The sequence below is a fragment of the Mycobacterium sp. 1245111.1 genome, from assembly GCF_001673405.1.
GTDB lineage: Bacteria > Actinomycetota > Actinomycetes > Mycobacteriales > Mycobacteriaceae > Mycobacterium.
This window is the reverse complement of the sequence record NZ_LZLV01000035.1, coordinates 25,445-42,406: the sequence shown is the minus strand read 5'-3', so window position 1 is coordinate 42,406 and position 16,962 is coordinate 25,445. Positions and strand designations below refer to the sequence as shown.

Below are 16,962 nucleotides of genomic sequence, written 5' to 3'. Positions count from 1 at the left end.
CGTTTCGCTATCAGCCGCATTCCGGCACTCCTAGGCCAGAATTGCGCGGACATACCGGCCCGCCACCGGTGCGCCGTTTAGATCCTGACGACGCAAACCCGGCAGCCCGGTCGCAGTGAACAGCTTCTGGATCTCGGTCATCACGGTTCGCCAGCCCAGTGCGGCCAACGACTCGGCGGGATCATGGTGCTCCTCCGGATAGGTGAGCTCGGCCATGTCGCCACGGAACCCAAACTGCCGCCAGTGCGCCGCCAGCGCGTGCTCCTGATCCAGGAAGAGCGATTTCTGGTCCGGAAAGTAGTCCGCCGCCGTGCGACTGCCAGGCGCACTCAGCGCGGTGACGTCGTCAAGCAACCGGTCTTGCAGGGCCGCCGGAAGGAACCCGATGAACAATCCCTCGGCGATCCAGACCGTCGGCTCGGCGGCGTCGAAGCCGATCCTCCGCAACGCCTCTGGCCAGTCCTGGCGAAGATCGATCCCCACCGCGCGCCGGTTGGCGCTGGGCGCAACGTCCAGGCCGCGCATCGTCCGGGTCTTGAAGTCGATCACCTCGGGTTGATCGATTTCGTACACGGTGGTGCCGCTCGGCCACCACATCCGGTACGGCCGGGCGTCGAGCCCCGACGCGAGAATGACCGCTTGCCGGATCCCGGCTCGGCACGCCTTGCTGACGAAGTTGTCGAAGAACCGGGTTCGCACCGCCAAAAGGTCTGTCAGCAAAGCTAATCCATTGTTGTCGCCGAGGTCGCTGAGCGCCAAGTCGCCGTTGGCTACCTTGCTGAAAAAGTCCAACCCGACGGCGTTGACCAATGATTCAGCGAACGGGTCGTTGATCAGGCCCGCCCGGTGCGCCAGTGCCCGTGCCGTCGCCACCAGGGTGGCGGTGGTACCGACGCTGGTGGCCGGACCCCAGGTGTCGTTGTCGGCGCGTTTCGTACTCACGCCGAGCCTGCGCGGCGTCGGGGCTGGGCGATCGCCCGCCAACCGAGCAGCAGCAGGGCGGTCACCGTCGAGGCGACCACGATGAAGCTGCCGGCCACTCCGGCGGCGGTGACCTTGCGCAGCAGCATGCCGACCACGACCGTGCACAACCACACCACCACGCCGGTGGGACAGACCGCTGCCGGACGCCGCCAGGCCTGCGACGCCAGCCAACCCACCGCGGTGCCGCTCAGAAATGGCCACGCGGTGGTCGCGATGCCCGCGACGTTGAGACCTTCGTCGTGGCTGCGGCGCCCAAGCGCGCAAAACACCAGCACGCAGGCCACATCGATGCCCAGCCACGCCGGGCCGCGCCGCGGATGATCCATGGGGTGAGGCTACCGTCCGGGTCGAGCCGTCGGCGGCACCGCGCGATGCGTGACTCAGCGCCTCCGTTTGGGGCGAAGCCGCGCTTCGGCTTGCGCGAGTTGCACGGGGTGCCCCTCAGCGCACTGCACGTGCGTCGCGAGCGGAGCTCCGCAGCCTTCGCCATGCACCATGTCGAGCCTTCTGGCGTCGCCCTGCAGAAGCATGCCGAACTCAACGAGGCTGACCAGCACCGGGAACAGCTGCCGGCCGCGTGTGGTGAGCACGTACTCATACCGCGTGCGCTGCCCCGGGGACTTGTACGGCTGCTTCGTCAGCACACCGGCATCCACCAGTTGTTTGAGGCGCGTGGCCGCGATCTGCTCGGTGAAGCCTGCGCGTTGCGCAAAGTCTTCGAAACGGGTTGTGCCCCAGAATGCTTCACGCAAGAGCACCAGGGCCGAACGTGTCCCGATGGTGTCCAGGGCCCGCTCGATCGGACAGACTTCCCGGTAGCCGGTCCGGTCTCCGTCGGCGAGACGACCCGTCAGTGTCATCGCATCAGTTGGTGCGGTCATCGCGTCAGCTTACCGCTGACCATTACTTTTATATAGCCAGATGGTCAGGGCCCGGGAATGATGAGGCAGCTGCTCGTGGCCGTGGCCAGCAGCTTGCCGGTCTCGGCGGTCAGCGAAGCCTCGGCGAGCGCGGTACGCCGCCCCAGGTGCCGGACGGTGCCCGTACACCGGACTGTTCCGGTGCTCACGCGGATGGCACCGAGGAAACGCACCGCGAGGTCCTGACTGGTGTAGCCGGTCCCGGCGGGCAGCAGGCTGTGCACCGCGCACCCCGCCGCGGAGTCCAGCAGTGTGCTGAATACTCCTCCATGCACCGAACCGATTGGGTTGTAATGGAACTCGGCCGGTGTCATCGCGAAGACGACCTCCCCGGGCTCGACCGACTCGACGCGCACATCCAGCGTGTCCATCAGCGGCGGCTTCGGCAGGGTGCCGGCCAGGATCGCGCGCAAATAGTCGAGGCCGGCCAGCCCCATGGCAGCCTGCGCCCCGATCTGCGGATCCTGCCAACTGAATGTGCGGGTGCGCACGTGATCGACTTCGGCGCTCTCCATCGTGTAGGTCATCGTGCCGCCCCCAGGGTCTCTCGGTTAACGCGGATGAATTCTCGAAGCGACATCGGCGTGCGCTCGATGAGCGCGCCCACTGCGGCCAATGCATCGGTGCGCTCACTGATGGTGCGGGCCAGGATTCGCACCGGCATGCCCACCTCACGGAGCCTGCGTGCGACATGCCCTCCGGCGGACCCGTGACGTCCGGTGGCACCTGTCACCAATATGGGCGCGGCTGATCCACTCATCGAGACCTCTCTTGAGATGCGCGGCGGCTGCGCCGCGGGTCGACTTTGACCACCATCATCCCTGGCTTCATCAATGTCAAGTAAGCGATTACCGGCCGCCTGGCACAGGCGTTGTGCCAAAACAGTTTTGATGCTCTCGGCCGTACCGGCTCGATCTGCATGGCACGGCGGTACGGGATCAGAGCGCGAGGCAGACCGCCCTATAACCGGCCTTCAACCGCAGTTATTCCGCGTTTTGGCGATGTCTTTTGGGAACAATTCGGGCTACTCTCTTGACATTACTTTACTAGAGTTAGATGTGACGGTTGACCCCGGTCCACATTCTGCGAATGGCAGCGACGAGAGGAAACCCGGATGCCCACTGACCAAAGCGCCTTGCTCGTTACCGGTGCCGCCGGTAAAACTGGTGGCTACACTGCGAAACTGCTGCTCGAACGCGGTCACCACGTACGGGCGCTGGTGCACCGCTTTGACGACCGCGCCGCGGCGTTGCGTGACAGCGGCGCCGACGTGATCGTCGGTGACCTGCTCGATATCGACACCGTCCGTGCTGCCGCCGATGGTGTTCGGTCGGCATACTTCGTGTATCCGATCAAGCCCGGCCTACTCGAGGCGACAGCCACGTTTGCCGACGCGGCCGAGGATGCCGGCGTCAGTGCGGTCGTCAATATGTCGCAGATCTCGGCGCGGCGCGGCGCCGCGAGCGACGCAGCGCGCATTCATTGGCTGGGCGAGCGGATCCTGGACTGGTCCCCGGTCGCCGTAACCCATTTACGTCCAACCTATTTCGCGGAGTGGTTCACCATTTTCGGCGCCAGGGGAATTCGTGAGGAAGGGGTGTTGCGTCTGCCCTTCGGTAATGGCCGACACGCCCCGATCACAGCGGAGGACCAGGGGCGTGTGATCGCGGCGATTCTGGAAAACCCGGAGAAGCACGTTGGGCAGGTCTATCCGCTGTTTGGCGCGGTCGAGATGAACCACGACCAGATCGCCGATGCCATCTCCGATGTGCTGGGTCGCCCGGTGCGTTATGAGCCGGCGGAGATTCCGGTCTGGATCGAAAGCATCAGGGCGCTGGGCTTTCCCGATTTCCTCGCGCAGCACCTGAGCAACGTCGCCGTCGACTACCAGAACGGAATCTTCGCCGGCAACAACGATCTGGTCGAACAGATTGGCGGCAAGAAGCCGACGACGGTCCAGGAATTCATCGCCGAACATCTCGCGGCGTTCGCGAGCTGACGGCGGCGTGGTCGGCGAGTTACGACGACGGTGTGACCGCGCTACGCCAACCCAACGGGTTCAGCGCGCGGTAGGGGTCTGACGACCGCAACTCGACCAGGTCATCGAGGATACGTTCCAATGCCCGCTGAGTGCGCTCCTTGACGGCATCGACCCATGAGTCCGCATCAATGCCGGGCGGGTGCGATGTGTCGATCGGCGCCCCGAACCGGAGGTACATCCGCTGTGGCCGCGGAATGAGCGTGGGGCCGACCCCACGCAGTAAGGGCAGCGCCATATCGGGGCGTCCGTTTACCTTACGACTAACTGCGGCACTGACTTTCGCGTAGACGCTGTCCCGGGTCGTCAGGCTTCGATAGACATCGTCGCCGCCGACCAGACCGACAGGCACGATCGGGTAGGACTGCTCGATCGACAATCGCGCGAACCCGGCACGCCCCTGCCAGCGCAGGGTGTATTCCTCGCCCCTGAACTTCCCGATCTCACGACCACCACCGGGAAAGACGAGAATCGTCTCGTCGTGTCGCATCAGTTCGCGCGCCGTTTCGGGCGCGCCGACGACGGCACCAAACGCGGCCAGCAGATCCGCGGGTAGCCCGCGCATGCGCCCGAAATTTCGGTCAGCCAATGGGCGCACCCGTCTTCCGATCGTCGATCGCACGGCATCGGAGATCATAAATACTTCCGAACCGAACTGAGTATGGTTGCCCACCAACAACGATCGCCCGTCGACGGGAAGATTCTCGACTCCGTCGACGTAGGGCCGGGAGAGTCGCACCAGTGGGCGAATCTGCCGGGTGACCGTGTCAAGACCTCGGCGCAGAGCTTCGACCCGTGCGGTCGGCTCCATGATCGTGGTCAGGTCCGTGCCGTCATTCAGCATCGCGCGCCCCCGAACGGGAGAACACTGCAGCAATCGAGGGTAGACCGAATCGCTTTGACGTTGACTGGATCTCCACGCGCATCGTCGGATCTGCCGCGCGCCCCAGCGCCTCCAACGCCGACGGACTGTAGGCGCGCAATGCGCTGATGAAGCCGTCGTGCAGGCTTGGCGGGATCCACGACCACGGCATCAGAACCAGCTGAACCGGCAACGTCACCACTGGAAAGAACAGCATCGCCAGCGGCGTGCGACGTTTGAGATCGATGACCAGGAAGCGCTTTCCGACACGCGTCGCCTCGCCGATCGCCCGAGCTGCGACCGACGGCGGTAGGTGGTGGAAGGCCAGGGCGAACACGACCAGGTCGTAGCTGTCATCCGCGGCATCGATCGCGGTGGCATCGATCACCTGGGTCCGCGCCCGCGGATGAGCGCCCAGTTCACCGGCGGCGATGTTGGCCACCGAGGTCGGGTCCAGGTCGCTGACGGTCACGGTGGCGGTGGGGTGCAGCTCGAGGATTTTTGCCGATAGTCGACCGTGGCCGGCGCCCAGCTCGAGGATGCGCGGGTTGGGCACGTCGGCAACCAGATTCAGCGCGGTGCGCGCGTGCTGCTGGTGCTGATCGGTCAATGCGCCCACCCTGTCGAGCATGCCGATGACCTTTTGTTTGACCTCGTCAGAGATGTCCTCGCGGTCGAGATACTCGAGCGCATCGGTCTCGAATCGCCGGTCGAGCCAGGACGCGTTCGGGCCGCCTCGCGGCATCACTGCAATTGACTGATCCACAAACTTTTGTGCGGGCATCACGTCACCTCTTCTTTCCTACGGTTGGCACCACTATAACGAACGAACTAGTTCGTCTGTATATGCTGAGCGTGTGAGATCGACGACAGAGCTCCGTGGTGAGATCCTGGCGGCCGCGCGCGCGGAGTTCGCTCGCTACGGCCTGGCCGGTTCGCGAATTGACCGCATCGCCCGGGCCGCGAGCGCCAGCAAGGAGCGCCTATACGCCCACTTCGGCGACAAAGAAACCCTGTTCCGCGATGTAGTCGCCACCGACGGGGCGGAATTCTTCCGTGCGGTGAAGTTGCGCCCCGACGCCGTGCCCGAATTCGTCGGTGACCTCGTCGACCTCGCACAACGCCGGCCCGAGCACCTACGCATGATCAGCTGGGCGCGTCTGGAAGGCTTCCCGCTCAACCTTCCAGACGTCGACGGCGAGAACCCGCCTGACACCGCTATCGCCGCAATCCGCACCGCCCAAGCCGACGGCTACGTCGATTCGGCCTGGGAGCCGCAGCAGCTGTTGGTGATGCTGTTCGGGATCGGCCTGGCCTGGGCGCACTGGCCCGACCCGGCGGAGGCCGTCGCCGACCCGGCAGCCCACTCCTCACGTCGCGCCGCGGCAGTCGAGGCGGCGACGCGTATCGTCCGAGCGAAATAGTCGGCTTTCGGAGCAGCGGTCGACCGCGAGGTGTACAGATAGCTAAATCAGCGCAATTTCTGCCGCGCGCAGGCGAATTCGCCCGGGCCGGGCGCATATCGTTGAGAAATGTGACCATTGCAGACCAAGAGCCCGAATCGCCCGAACAAGAGCTCGTCGCCGTGGCCGACAGCGGCGCCGAGCACGGCCCCTCCTCACGCAAAGGCACCCGGTACGTCGAGCACCCGGAGAATCGGGTGCGTCCCGGCGGCAAGCGGTCCGCCGACGTCCGGCGCGAAGGGAAATTCTGCGGCTGCGGCATGCAGTTGTCGCTGACCGGAGTCTGCGTCAACTGCGACTAGCGCTGCGGACGAACGACTTACGGCACTCGCGTCCACGGTTGACAGTTCTGCGACTCGAACGCCTTGACGCCGGTGTTGATGTTCGCGAACATCGGGCCGACGGACGTGTTGGTCTGCAGGACATGGTCTTTGGCCGCGTCGGGCGTGCTGTAGGTAAACCACGAGCACATCGAGTCCTGGGTCGGCACATTGTTGATCCAGACGCCGAACGTCGAGTTCGACCCGGCCGTGTGGTAGAGCCCCGGGGCGATATCGGGCCCGACGACGAAGACACCGTTGCCGGGGATGGGGTCGAGCGGATCGGCGACGGCCGGCGGGGCCAGTGCCACCGCCGCCAGGACGACAGCCGAGATGCGAAGTAGTGGGGGCATGTCTGTTACCTCCGTGTTCAGTCCCCCGAAGGCAGACTAGGCCGACTTCCCCGCGGTGGCAGTATTACCGCATGAGTACCGCTACGCCTCCCGCCTTCAATCCGCAGGATCCGCTCGGCTTGGACGCCTCGCTGTCCGACGACGAGAAGGCGGTCCGTGACACCGTTCGGCAGTTTTGCAACGAGCATGTCCTCCCGCACGTCGCAGAGTGGTTCGAAATCGGCGACCTGCCGGTCCGTGACCTGGCCAAACACTTCGGCCAGCTCGGCCTGCTCGGCATGCACCTGGAGGGTTACGGCTGCGGCGGCGCGTCGGCTGTGCATTACGGGCTGGCGTGTACCGAGCTGGAGGCCGCCGACTCCGGCATCCGGTCGATGGTGTCGGTGCAGGGTTCGCTGGCGATGTTCGCGATCTGGCGCTTCGGCTCCGAGGAGCAGAAGCAGCAATGGCTGCCGGGCATGGCCGCGGGCGAACTGCTCGGCTGCTTCGGGCTGACCGAACCCGACGCCGGGTCCGACCCGGCAGCCATGACCACGCGCGCGCGTCGCGACGGGTCCGACTGGGTGCTCAACGGTCGCAAGATGTGGATCACCAACGGCTCGGTCGCCGACGTCGCGGTCGTGTGGGCGGCCACCGACGAGGGAGTTCGTGGCTTCATCGTTCCCACCAAGACCGCGGGCTTCTCAGCGAATACCATCCACCACAAGCTCTCGCTGCGGGCCTCGATCACGAGCGAGCTGGTGCTCGACGACGTACGGCTGCCCGACGACGCGCTGCTGCCCGAGGTGACGGGGCTCAAGGGCCCGCTGTCGTGCCTGTCGGAGGCGCGCTACGGCATCATCTGGGGTTCGATGGGCGCCGCGCGTTCGGCATGGCAGGCCGCGCTCGACTACGCCGGCGAGCGCACTCAATTCGGCCAGCCGATCGCGGGATTCCAACTGACCCAGGCCAAGCTCGTCGACATGGCCGTCGAATTGCACAAGGGGCTGCTGCTCGCGCTGCAGCTGGGACGGCTCAAGGACAGCACCGGCCTGCGCCCCGAACAGGTCAGCTTCGGAAAGCTCAACAACACCCGCGAGGCGATCGAGATCTGCCGCACGGCGCGAACGATCCTGGGCGGCAACGGGATATCGCTGGAGTACCCGGTGATCCGCCACATGGTCAACCTGGAGTCGGTGCTCACCTACGAGGGCACCCCGGAAATGCATCAGCTGATCCTGGGCCAGGCCTTCACCGGATTGGATGCGTTTCGGTGAGCGCGCGGTTGGAGTACACCTCCGAGCACCGGCAGTTCCGCGACATGGTGCACGACTTCGTGCAGCAGACGGTGGTGCCTGCCCACGAGGAGTGGGAGCAGGCGGGCTGCGTGGACCGCCTGCTGTTCACCGAGGCCGGCAAGCTTGGGCTGCTGGCCTTTTCGGTTCCCGAGGAGTTCGGCGGAGCGGGTGTCGAGGATTTCCGGTATAACGCGATCGTCGTCGACGAACTGCAGCGGGCCGGGGCGGCGGCCGAGGCCATCGCGCTGTCGCTGCAGAACGACATCGTGCTGCCCTATCTCACCGACCTGACCACGGCCGAGCAGAAGAAGCGCTGGTTGCCCGGTGTCGTCACCGGCGAGACGGTGATCGCCATCGCGATGACCGAACCCGGCGCCGGCAGCGACCTGGCCGGGATCCGAACCACTGCGGTGCGCGACGGCGACCACTACGTGGTCAACGGCGCGAAGACCTTTATCTCCAACGGTCAGACCGGCGACCTGTTCGTCGTCGCGGCACGCACCGGGTCCGATCGACACAAAGGCTTGTCGCTGTTCGTCGTCGAGCCGGACACCCCGGGCTTCAGTCGCGGCCGCAACCTCGAGAAGATCGGGCTGCACGCCCAGGACACCAGCGAGCTCAGCTTCACCGACATGCGGGTTCCCGTCGACAATCTGCTCGGCGAGGAAGGCGGCGGTTTCTATCAGCTGATGAACAACCTGCCGCAGGAACGACTTTCGCTGGCGGTCGGCGCGGTGGCCGCCGCCGAGGGTGTGCTGGCTGAGACGCTCGACTACGTCAAGCAGCGCAAGGCTTTCGGCTCCCCGATTTCAGGACTGCAGAACACCCAGTTCGTACTCGCCGAGTTGGCCACCGAAATCGATGTCGCGCGTACGTATCTCGACGACTGCATCGCCGAGCATCTCAGGGGTGAGCTGACCGCGGCTCGAGCGGCCAAGCTGAAGTGGTGGACGACGGAGCTTCAGGTGCGCACTGCCGACCGCTGCCTGCAACTGCACGGGGGATACGGGTATATGCGGGAGTATCCGGTCTCGCGGGCCTTTGTCGACGCCCGCATTCAGACGATCTACGGCGGCACCACCGAGATCATGAAGACGATCGTCGCCAAAGATCTCGGGATCTGAAGCTCAGGCCCGTTTCGCGGCAGACTTGACACCTGTAAAGTCCGTCGGATGGACAACATCAGGGGTAAGACGATCGTCGTCACCGGTGCTGCCCGCGGCATCGGGTACGCGACCGCTCAGGCGCTACTGGCCCGGGGTGCCCAGGTCGTCATCGGCGACCGTGACCTCGATGTGCTCGAGAGCGCCGTCGCCGGCATCAGCAGCCTCGGGCAGATCAGCGGCCATCCACTCGACGTCACCGACAAGGAGTCGTTCGCGGCTTTCCTGGACAAGGCTCGGGCCGACGGCGGCGGACACATCGACGTGCTGATCAACAACGCCGGTGTGATGCCGGTAGGTCCGTTTTTGGAGCAGTCGGCGCAAGCGATCCGCTCGTCGATCGAAGTGAACCTCTATGGCGTGCTCACCGGCTGTCAGCTGGTGCTGCCGGAGATGGTGAAGCGGCGCGCCGGGCATATCGTCAACATCGCGTCGCTGGCGGGCATGGTCGCCGTCCCGGGCCAGGTCGTCTACGCCGCAACCAAATTCGGGGTCGTCGGGCTGTCCACCGCGCTGGCCGACGAGTTCGCGCCGCAGGGCGTGCAGATCACCGCGGTGCTGCCGACCTTCACCAACACCGAACTCATCGCCGGCACATCGCCGTCGTCGGCGCAGAAGCCAGTCGAGCCGGCCGAGATCGCCGCGGCCGTCGTCAAGGTGCTCGACAAGCCGAAATCCCGTGTGTCCGTGCCTCCTTGGGGAAAGTCATTCGCCGCGGCGGCCACTCTGCTGCCGGACCGCGGCCGCCGCTGGCTGAACAAGAAGATGGGCAACGACACCGTGTTCCTCAACTTCGACATCAGCGCGCGCCGCAGCTACGAAGACCGCGCGCAGCACGCGACCGGGGTCGTCGAGCACAACGAGTGATCAGCGGCCACGCGGCGCGTACATGATCACCCCGACGCCGGCCAGGCAGACCACGGCGCCGAGAACGTCCCACCGGTCGGGCCGAAACCCGTCCAGCGCCATGCCCCATGCCAGGGAACCGGCGACGAACACGCCGCCGTAGGCGGCCAGCACTCGACCGAACTGCGCATCGGGCTGAAAGGTCGCAACGAAACCGTAAGCGCCCAAGGCTATTACCCCGAGCCCGGCCCAGATCATGCTGCGGTGCTCGCGGACGGCCTGCCACACCAGCCAGGCGCCGCCGATCTCCAGCAGCGCGGCCAACCCGAACAGCAAGATCGACTTGGCGACCGTCATGGCTCAGCCGTATGTCGACGCACTCAGGGATCGGATGGTCTGCGATTCGGTGTTGTCGAAGGCGGTTCCGTCCGGCCGTAGCAGATCGTGGAACCACACCTTCGGCACGGCCGAGTACGGATGGTTCCAGGAGTCCCACGGGAAGTAGGTCTGCGTCTTGCCGGCCACCAGGCCCCAATTGATCGCGCCGACGTTGTGCCGCTTGGCAACTGGGAGGATCGACTCGACGGTGCTGCCCTGCGGCCGCGCCATGTACTCGGTACACAGAATCGGCCGGCCGTGGGGTGTGAGCTCGTTGATGCGCGACTCGAAGGTCGACGGGCCGGCGTAGGAGTGGAAGCTGATCACGTCGGAGTTGGTCAGCTGAATGTTCTGAATTGTGGTGCGGCTACCGGGATCCGCCCACTCGCCGTCCCACACACCGCTGGTCAGCGGCTGACGCGCATCGACCGACCTCGCCCAGGTGAAGACCTGCGGAAGCAGGTCGGCCACCCGGTCCAGTTTGTCGGCGCGCTCGACGCGGGCGTATTGCGGTGCGGGGTTGTCGGGCTCGTTCCATACGTCCCACCCCAAAACCCGGTCGTCGTTGCGGAATTGGGTCATGACGCCGGTGACATAGTCCTGCAGAGTGCGGGTGTAGCGCTTGTCGTCGATGCGTTCGGCGCCGGGGCTCTGCACCCAGCCGGAGTTGTGCACCCCAGGCGTCGGCGCGTGCTGCTGACCCACTTTGGGGAACGGGTCCCAGCAGGAGTCGAACAACACGAACAGCGGCTTGATCCGATGCCGCGCGGTGATGCCGACGAATTGCGCAAGACGGGTTTGGAAACCGCGCGAATCCTGCGCCCACAACTGGTCGTGCAGAAAGACACGCACCGAGTTCAGTCCGTGCGCGCGGGCCCAGCCGAGTTCCTGATCGATACGACGCGGATCGTAGGTGCCCGGCTGAAACATCTCGAGCTGGTTGATCGCCGTGGACGTAATGAAGTTCGCGCCGACCGGCCAGCCTTGGGCCTGGTACCAACGGTTGGCTCGATCGGATGACCACCGACTCGATTCGGCCGAGGCTCGTGGAGGATCAGCGGAGGCGCGCGGCGCTTGAGCTAGAGCCGTGCCCGCCGCCAACAACAGCGGCAGTTTGAGAACAGTGCGGCGGTACACAACGCGACGATAAGTTGCGCACTGCGGCGTTCCCGGTATTCAGCCAGCGCGTCGCGCGACTTGTTATCGGGCCGTCACCAAGCGGATCAGCGAGCGGCCCCCAGCGTCCGTTCCATGGTCAATGCTTGGGCGCCGGCTGTGAGTGACGTCGCCGCCGACGTGGCGATCATCGCCCAGCGGCCGGGCACGATACCCACTTCCTCGCAAGGCTGTTGGGCCGTCGCGCATTCGGCGACCAGCTCGCGGATCCGTTCGGCGCTGCCGGTGGCGTCCGGGCTCAATACCCGGGTGGCCGCGCCCGCGCCGATCTCGGGGTGTCGCGCCATGAACTCCCGCAGGAACAGTGCGCCCGTGACTTTCGGGTTGATGTCCTGGACGGCGGCCAGCACGGTGTCGCCGAAGACGCCGCCGACGGTGCCGACAGCGAAATCGATGCCGCAGTGCAGCAAGCCCAGCCGTCGATGCAGATCGGTCATCGTCGCCCGCAGCCCGGTGTAGACGTCCCTGTCGAGGCCCAAGCGCTCCCAATCGTCGATGCCGACGAAGATGTTGCCCTTCCACGAGGTGCCACGCATGAACTGCAGCGTGAGCCCGTCGAGCAGTTCACCCGAGCGCACGTGCGCCGACGGCGTGGTCAACACGCGCTCGCCGCCCACTTCTCGCTCGAAATAGGTCACGTGCGCTTCGAGAACCTGGTCGCCGCCCAGCCTCCAGGCGTTGCGCGCGAGCTCGTCGAGCCGGGCGGTGTCGTCGAGTTCGATACCCGGCGTGATGCGTCCGCCGTTGCCACCGTCGGACGGCTTCAGACAGGCGTGGGTGAGGCCGTAGCGGCTTTGCAGAAGCGCGCCGGCGCGGAGCAGATCGCGAACGAAATCATCGCGATCTTCTTGCCACACAACCGCATAGCCGGGCAGCACCGGGATTGGTGTGTGCAGCGCCGCGTATGCCTCGCTGGCCCGGTGCTCGCACGTCAGCACGACCGGGCCCGGCTGGCCGTCGACCTGGCTCTCCAGACGCAGTGCGGCCTCGACCGTCGGATGCAGCATGCGCTTTCGATTCCACACTCCAAGGCGAGAATCGTTGGCATCGACGCGAATTCGACCAATGCCGGTGATCCGGGCCAGCCATGTCACGAATAACTGGAATTCTGGCTCAAAGTCGTAGGGACACACCACCGTTGATGGGTTTTCCCGCAGAAACGCGATGATCTCGCGCATCACCGGGTCGCGATCGCCGCCGTCGACCGCGCGCCGCACGAGTGCTTGCGACATGTAGTAGTAATCCGCATCCGGAAGCACCAGCCGCCGAACACCGTCCGCCGCGCTGCCATGAACCCACGGCTGGGTGCGACCGATGACGAGATCGCCGCTGCGGGCGAGGTACAAGCCGCGCGTCTCCACATACGTGGTCAGGTCGAGCACCTGCCGGCCCTCCACCATTGCGGTGAGATCCGTTTCGAAGCTGCTGGCATACGGCGTCGTCGAATGCACCATCAGCCGGCGCTGCCCCTGGCTGGGGGAAGCGAACTCGACGTGCTCTGCCACCAGTTCGGGCAGTTCACCGGGCTCGATCGACAGCAACTTCCGGGTCGCGATCGCGAAGTCGGTTTCGTCGAATCTCAGCGGTCCCGCGTAGCCCTGCCAGGCGATTTCGTCGCCGTCGACGATGACGGCCCACTCATAGAAATCGCCGGTCAGCGGATGAGGTGAGGTCCGCGGCCGGCTGATGCTCGATATCACTCAAGTCTCTCCATTTCGGGCCCAACGCAGTCAGGCGGGTACCACGCTGCGATTACGCACGGTCCTAGTGCTATCGAGCATGATCGCTATGGCGTTACTATCGCCCCGAAAATTCCTACGGTTGGAAAGACTAAACGACGGTTACGTGAATAACCGGGTAACGCGGGCGATCACAGCAGCAATATCCGTTGTCGGACATGTCAATTGCCGATCACCAGCCAACTCCCAGGAGACTCCTAGCTCAAGGCCCTGTCGAGGTCCGCGATCAAATCGCTAGTGCCCTCGAGGCCCACCGAAATGCGAACAACCCCGTCGCCCAAGCCAATAGCCGCACGCCCTTCGGGGCCCATCGCGCGGTGGGTGGTGGTCGCCGGATGCGTGACAAGGGATTTCGAGTCGCCCAGGTTGTTGGAGATGTTGATCAGCTGTAGTCCGTCGATCACCTCGAACGCCCGCTGCTTGGCGGCGCCTTCTGCGGCCTCGAGTTCGAAGGTCACAACGGTGCCGCCACCGGACATTTGGCGCTTGGCCAGGTCGTATTGCGGGTGCGAAGGCAGGAATGGGTAACGCACCCAACGCACCGCCGGATGGCCCTCGAGGAATTCGGCGATCCGTTGTGCGGAGTTGTTTTGATAGTCGACCCGAATAGCCAGCGTTTCAAGGCCTTTGAGCATCACCCAGGCGTTGAATGCGCTCATAGCGGGACCGGTGTGACGCATCAGCTTCTGCACCGGGCCGTCGATGTATTCCTTGTCGCCCAGGATCGCGCCGCCCAGCACACGACCCTGACCATCGATGTGTTTGGTGCCCGAATAGACCACGACGTCGACGCCGAGCGGAATGCCCTGCTGTAACAGTGGTGTGGCAAAGACGTTGTCCAGCACCACTTTTGCTCCGGCGCCGTGGGCGAGCTCGGTCACCGCAGCGATGTCGACCAGCGACTGCATCGGGTTGGACGGCGTCTCGAAGAACACCGCCTGGGTCGGCACCGAGAGCGCCTTCTCCCACTGAGACAGGTCGTCGCCGTCGACGAACACGGTTTCCACACCCCAGCGCGGCAGAATTTCGCTGCACACCACGAAACATGAGCCAAACAGACTGCGGGAAGCCACAAGTCGATCGCCTGCGCCCAGCAGCGCGCCCAACGACGTGAAGACGGCCGCCATTCCGCTGGCGGTGGCGAATGCCGCGGGTGCGCCCTCGATCAAACGCAGCCGCTCCTCGAACATGCTGATCGTGGGATTGCCGTAGCGCGAGTACACGTAGCGGTCGACTTCACCGGTGAACGCCTGCTCCGCCTCGACCGAGGAGCCGTACACGTAGCCCGAGGCCAAATACATGGCCTCGCTGGTCTCTTCGAACTGCGACCGCATGATTCCGCCGCGCACGCCGATGGTGGCCTGGCTGACGCCGTCGGGCAGTGGAGCCGGGATGCGGACCGACGGCACCTCTTTTGGCTGATCAGATGATATGCGCCGCTCCTCCTCATCGCTGCGCTCTGCATCGTCGCCGGCGCTCATGTCTGCGTCCACGGCAAACCGATTGCCCGCCAGCCCCTTCCACCGCGGTGACGATCGCTGTCGAGCTGACCTTCGAAGCCGTCGAGCACGTTGTACGACGGGGCGACGCCGGCCTCGGTGGCCGCCTCGGCGGCACTGATCGAACGATTACCTGAGCGACACAGGAACACCACCGGGCGATCGCCGCCGGCCGGGACGTGCTCGAGCAGGTCGGCGACGAAGTTCTCGTTGGGCTTGCCGTCGACGTCGTTCCACTCGATGTACACGACATCGCGGCCCAGGCTGGCCAGGTCGGGCACACCGACGAAGCGCCATTCGGCCTCGGTGCGGACGTCGACCAGAACCGCCTCGGGGTTCTCGCTGAGCAGCTTCCAGGCCTGCTCGGGGGTGATATCTCCGGCGTATGGACGCTTTTGCTCTGTACTCACCAGCGGTTTCCCATGCTCGTTCGACAACGTTGTAGTCGACAATATCCACGCTTGAACTCAACCCGCGACTGCCCTCAGACCCAGGTCAGTTTCAATCGAAGCAGAGTACTGCACAACGCCCAGCACGCCGCGATGCCTGCCGAACGTACAAACACATCACCGACAGCTGGTTCGCCGCCGAGACCGCGGGTCAGCGGTCGTTCTGACGAGACGAGCCCCTGGGGCCTTCAACCTGCCGGGGAAGTGTCACCTTCTTGGTCCACGCCGGGGGTCTTCTGCGTCAAGAGTGAAACGACGCTCGGCGTTCATCAGCAGTGCCCGCGCATCCGCTGCTGACACTTCACCGCGAGCCACGCGGCGATCCAGGACGAACAGATCGCGGGTGTCGACAAGGACGCCGTTGAAGTTGTCGACGAACATGTCAACGTCTTCAGCCTGAAGCTCCATCAGCAACGGACGTCTGTCTGGCGCTCTGTCCAAAAATTGATTCACCACATACCAAGTCGCGTCAGGCAGCTCGTCGTCATTGCGGGCTTGATACAAGCCGACGAAGCGACCAATTTTCCCGAAGTCACCGGCCTTACCGCCGCCGGTGTAGCCCTTCACTTCCGCCAGTGCGACCCAGGAACTATCCGGGTCGGAGACCCGTAAATCTTCCAGCTTCGGACGAGGCTTGCCGCCCTTTGCGAGATCCTCCGCAGCGCGCTTTTTGTCTATGTCTTCAACGCCGAATCCCAGCCGCTCAAGCATCGAATGGACGGCGTCGACAAGCACGGCGCTTTGACCGGTCAACAGAACGCGCTCGCCCTCGTCGTGGCGCGCCTGCGCGTCCGCGAGCTCCGACTCAGCGGCAGAGACTTTCTCCAACAATGCCGCCTGCTGCCGCTCCAATTCAGCCTGCGCCTCTTCGACAACGGCTTGCAGCTGCAACTCTTCGTTTGTCATCCATTCTTTCGAACGCGCCCAGTCGGCTGGACCTGGAAACCGTTCTGGCTCTTGCTCGTGCCACGCTTCTAATGCTGCGGTGATCCACGCACCGAAATCAAAGACTTCGCCGTCAGGACGCTCGATCGGTAGCCACCACACCTCTGCTATGTAGGGGTGCCGATAAATTGCCGCCAGCGCGTTTCCGTCTGATGTCTCAAGAAGCGGGATGAAAGTGGTTGGCGTCGACTCCTCCCACTTGGGCAGAATGCAAACCCTTTCGCTGGTTCGACTTTTGAGGAGCGGAACCAACGTGTCATGCACTAGCGCGCGCAAGCTCCCGGGGCAAGAACCGGGTATGTGTAACTCGTCTCCGTACGCGGTAACGAGGGCAGGACCTACTTGTGCATCGGCTGCACTGTCTACCCACTCGCTCGCTGGGGGACCACCGAATTGAAGGATTCGGAGGTGCGCCTGTTCATCTGCCCCAAGATATGACCGTGCGCCGCCGTAGCCAGCTGCGTATTGCCAGATGATGACAAGATCGCGTTCGTGCATAGGCTGTCGGTCAATGATGTCGGTACTGACCGAACCCACGAGTCTCCGAGCC

Annotated in this window: 20 protein-coding genes; 6 read left to right on the top strand and 14 right to left on the bottom strand. The window is 64.7% G+C overall.

Annotation, left to right across the window (positions count from 1 at the left end; translation table 11 throughout):
- Nucleotides 1–30: 30 nt before the first annotated feature.
- Genes A5658_RS07600 through A5658_RS27955 form a run of 5 tightly spaced genes read right to left on the bottom strand, consistent with a single transcriptional unit; the run spans nt 31 to nt 2,568 of the window.
- Entirely contained in the window at nt 31–942 is a 912-nt protein-coding gene (locus A5658_RS07600; protein ID WP_067332840.1) for an SAM-dependent methyltransferase, read from the bottom strand.
- The gene (locus A5658_RS07595; protein ID WP_067332839.1) at nt 939–1,310 is read right to left on the bottom strand and encodes a DUF3054 domain-containing protein; all 372 of its coding nucleotides are present in this window, start codon (nt 1,308–1,310) and stop codon (nt 939–941) included. Before A5658_RS07595 ends, A5658_RS07600 begins: the two co-directional genes overlap by 4 nt.
- Before the next feature lie 54 nt (nt 1,311–1,364).
- A complete protein-coding gene (locus A5658_RS07590; protein WP_082993009.1) occupies nt 1,365–1,865 on the bottom strand; it encodes a helix-turn-helix domain-containing protein in 501 nt (166 codons plus the stop codon).
- A 44-nt stretch (nt 1,866–1,909) separates the two neighbouring features.
- Nucleotides 1,910–2,431 (bottom strand): PaaI family thioesterase, encoded by a 522-nt coding sequence (locus A5658_RS07585; RefSeq protein ID WP_197503074.1) that lies wholly within the window; start codon nt 2,429–2,431, stop codon nt 1,910–1,912.
- Entirely contained in the window at nt 2,428–2,568 is a 141-nt protein-coding gene (locus tag A5658_RS27955) for a hypothetical protein (RefSeq protein WP_156751316.1), read from the bottom strand. The genes A5658_RS07585 and A5658_RS27955 overlap by 4 nt, the downstream gene beginning before the upstream one ends.
- Nucleotides 2,569–3,018: 450 nt before the next feature.
- On the opposite strand from A5658_RS27955, the gene A5658_RS07580 reads away from it, so the two are divergent.
- Nucleotides 3,019–3,903, top strand: coding sequence for an NmrA family NAD(P)-binding protein (locus A5658_RS07580; RefSeq protein ID WP_067332837.1), 885 nt, complete (start codon nt 3,019–3,021; stop codon nt 3,901–3,903).
- 19 nt (nt 3,904–3,922) lie between these two features.
- Here the strand turns inward: A5658_RS07580 and A5658_RS07575 are convergent, their stop codons facing one another.
- Together A5658_RS07575 and A5658_RS07570 are read right to left on the bottom strand one after the other, a co-directional pair.
- On the bottom strand, nt 3,923–4,783 hold the full coding sequence (locus A5658_RS07575; protein WP_082993011.1) for a lysophospholipid acyltransferase family protein: 861 nt from the start codon (nt 4,781–4,783) through the stop codon (nt 3,923–3,925).
- Complete coding sequence (locus A5658_RS07570; protein ID WP_067332857.1) at nt 4,776–5,588, bottom strand: class I SAM-dependent methyltransferase; 813 nt, start codon at nt 5,586–5,588, stop codon at nt 4,776–4,778. Before A5658_RS07570 ends, A5658_RS07575 begins: the two co-directional genes overlap by 8 nt.
- 73 nt (nt 5,589–5,661) lie before the next feature.
- On the opposite strand from A5658_RS07570, the gene A5658_RS07565 reads away from it, so the two are divergent.
- The gene (locus A5658_RS07565) at nt 5,662–6,228 is read left to right on the top strand and encodes a TetR family transcriptional regulator (RefSeq protein ID WP_067332836.1); all 567 of its coding nucleotides are present in this window, start codon (nt 5,662–5,664) and stop codon (nt 6,226–6,228) included.
- A gap of 110 nt (nt 6,229–6,338) precedes the next feature.
- The gene (locus tag A5658_RS07560) at nt 6,339–6,569 is read left to right on the top strand and encodes a hypothetical protein (protein ID WP_067332835.1); all 231 of its coding nucleotides are present in this window, start codon (nt 6,339–6,341) and stop codon (nt 6,567–6,569) included.
- Nucleotides 6,570–6,586: 17 nt separating this feature from the next.
- Here the strand turns inward: A5658_RS07560 and A5658_RS07555 are convergent, their stop codons facing one another.
- A complete protein-coding gene (locus A5658_RS07555) occupies nt 6,587–6,940 on the bottom strand; it encodes a hypothetical protein (RefSeq protein WP_067332834.1) in 354 nt (117 codons plus the stop codon).
- Between the two features lie 71 nt (nt 6,941–7,011).
- Between A5658_RS07555 and A5658_RS07550 the strand changes: the two genes are divergently transcribed.
- Genes A5658_RS07550 through A5658_RS07540 form a run of 3 tightly spaced genes read left to right on the top strand, consistent with a single transcriptional unit; the run spans nt 7,012 to nt 10,247 of the window.
- A complete protein-coding gene (locus tag A5658_RS07550; RefSeq protein ID WP_067332833.1) occupies nt 7,012–8,196 on the top strand; it encodes an acyl-CoA dehydrogenase family protein in 1,185 nt (394 codons plus the stop codon).
- Complete coding sequence (locus A5658_RS07545; RefSeq protein ID WP_067332832.1) at nt 8,193–9,341, top strand: acyl-CoA dehydrogenase family protein; 1,149 nt, start codon at nt 8,193–8,195, stop codon at nt 9,339–9,341. The genes A5658_RS07550 and A5658_RS07545 overlap by 4 nt, the downstream gene beginning before the upstream one ends.
- 48 nt (nt 9,342–9,389) lie before the next feature.
- Nucleotides 9,390–10,247, top strand: coding sequence for an SDR family oxidoreductase (locus A5658_RS07540; RefSeq protein ID WP_067332831.1), 858 nt, complete (start codon nt 9,390–9,392; stop codon nt 10,245–10,247).
- Here A5658_RS07540 and A5658_RS07535 read toward each other — a convergent pair whose 3' ends face one another.
- The 6 genes from A5658_RS07535 to A5658_RS07510 all read right to left on the bottom strand — a co-directional run bounded on the left by A5658_RS07535 (nt 10,248) and on the right by A5658_RS07510 (nt 16,676).
- Nucleotides 10,248–10,583: a YnfA family protein gene (locus tag A5658_RS07535; protein WP_067332830.1), complete on the bottom strand. Its 336-nt coding sequence runs from the start codon at nt 10,581–10,583 to the stop codon at nt 10,248–10,250.
- A 3-nt stretch (nt 10,584–10,586) separates the two neighbouring features.
- On the bottom strand, nt 10,587–11,741 hold the full coding sequence (locus A5658_RS07530; RefSeq protein ID WP_067332829.1) for a cellulase family glycosylhydrolase: 1,155 nt from the start codon (nt 11,739–11,741) through the stop codon (nt 10,587–10,589).
- Nucleotides 11,742–11,827: 86 nt separating this feature from the next.
- A complete protein-coding gene (locus A5658_RS07525; protein WP_067332828.1) occupies nt 11,828–13,480 on the bottom strand; it encodes a hypothetical protein in 1,653 nt (550 codons plus the stop codon).
- Between the two features lie 236 nt (nt 13,481–13,716).
- Nucleotides 13,717–15,000, bottom strand: a complete 1,284-nt coding sequence (locus tag A5658_RS07520) for an O-succinylhomoserine sulfhydrylase (RefSeq protein ID WP_082993008.1) — start codon at nt 14,998–15,000, stop codon at nt 13,717–13,719.
- Nucleotides 14,997–15,428 (bottom strand): rhodanese-like domain-containing protein, encoded by a 432-nt coding sequence (locus tag A5658_RS07515; protein WP_067332827.1) that lies wholly within the window; start codon nt 15,426–15,428, stop codon nt 14,997–14,999. Before A5658_RS07515 ends, A5658_RS07520 begins: the two co-directional genes overlap by 4 nt.
- 246 nt (nt 15,429–15,674) lie before the next feature.
- Nucleotides 15,675–16,676, bottom strand: coding sequence for a hypothetical protein (locus A5658_RS07510; protein WP_156751315.1), 1,002 nt, complete (start codon nt 16,674–16,676; stop codon nt 15,675–15,677).
- Nucleotides 16,677–16,962 lie beyond the last annotated feature (286 nt).

Bases quoted from the DNA above. Each gene is read 5' to 3' on its own strand.
- A5658_RS07595 (WP_067332839.1), bottom strand. From the start codon at position 1,310: ATGGATCATCCGCGGCGCGGCCCGGCGTGGCTGGGCATCGATGTGGCC.
- A5658_RS07555 (WP_067332834.1), bottom strand. From the start codon at position 6,940: ATGCCCCCACTACTTCGCATCTCGGCTGTCGTCCTGGCGGCGGTGGCA.
- A5658_RS07535 (WP_067332830.1), bottom strand. From the start codon at position 10,583: ATGACGGTCGCCAAGTCGATCTTGCTGTTCGGGTTGGCCGCGCTGCTG.
- A5658_RS07550 (WP_067332833.1), top strand. From the start codon at position 7,012: ATGAGTACCGCTACGCCTCCCGCCTTCAATCCGCAGGATCCGCTCGGC.
- A5658_RS07570 (WP_067332857.1), bottom strand. From the start codon at position 5,588: ATGCCCGCACAAAAGTTTGTGGATCAGTCAATTGCAGTGATGCCGCGA.
- A5658_RS07520 (WP_082993008.1), bottom strand. From the start codon at position 15,000: ATGAGCGCCGGCGACGATGCAGAGCGCAGCGATGAGGAGGAGCGGCGC.
- A5658_RS27955 (WP_156751316.1), bottom strand. From the start codon at position 2,568: ATGCCGGTGCGAATCCTGGCCCGCACCATCAGTGAGCGCACCGATGCA.
- A5658_RS07590 (WP_082993009.1), bottom strand. From the start codon at position 1,865: ATGACCGCACCAACTGATGCGATGACACTGACGGGTCGTCTCGCCGAC.
- A5658_RS07540 (WP_067332831.1), top strand. From the start codon at position 9,390: ATGGACAACATCAGGGGTAAGACGATCGTCGTCACCGGTGCTGCCCGC.
- A5658_RS07580 (WP_067332837.1), top strand. From the start codon at position 3,019: ATGCCCACTGACCAAAGCGCCTTGCTCGTTACCGGTGCCGCCGGTAAA.
- A5658_RS07585 (WP_197503074.1), bottom strand. From the start codon at position 2,431: ATGACCTACACGATGGAGAGCGCCGAAGTCGATCACGTGCGCACCCGC.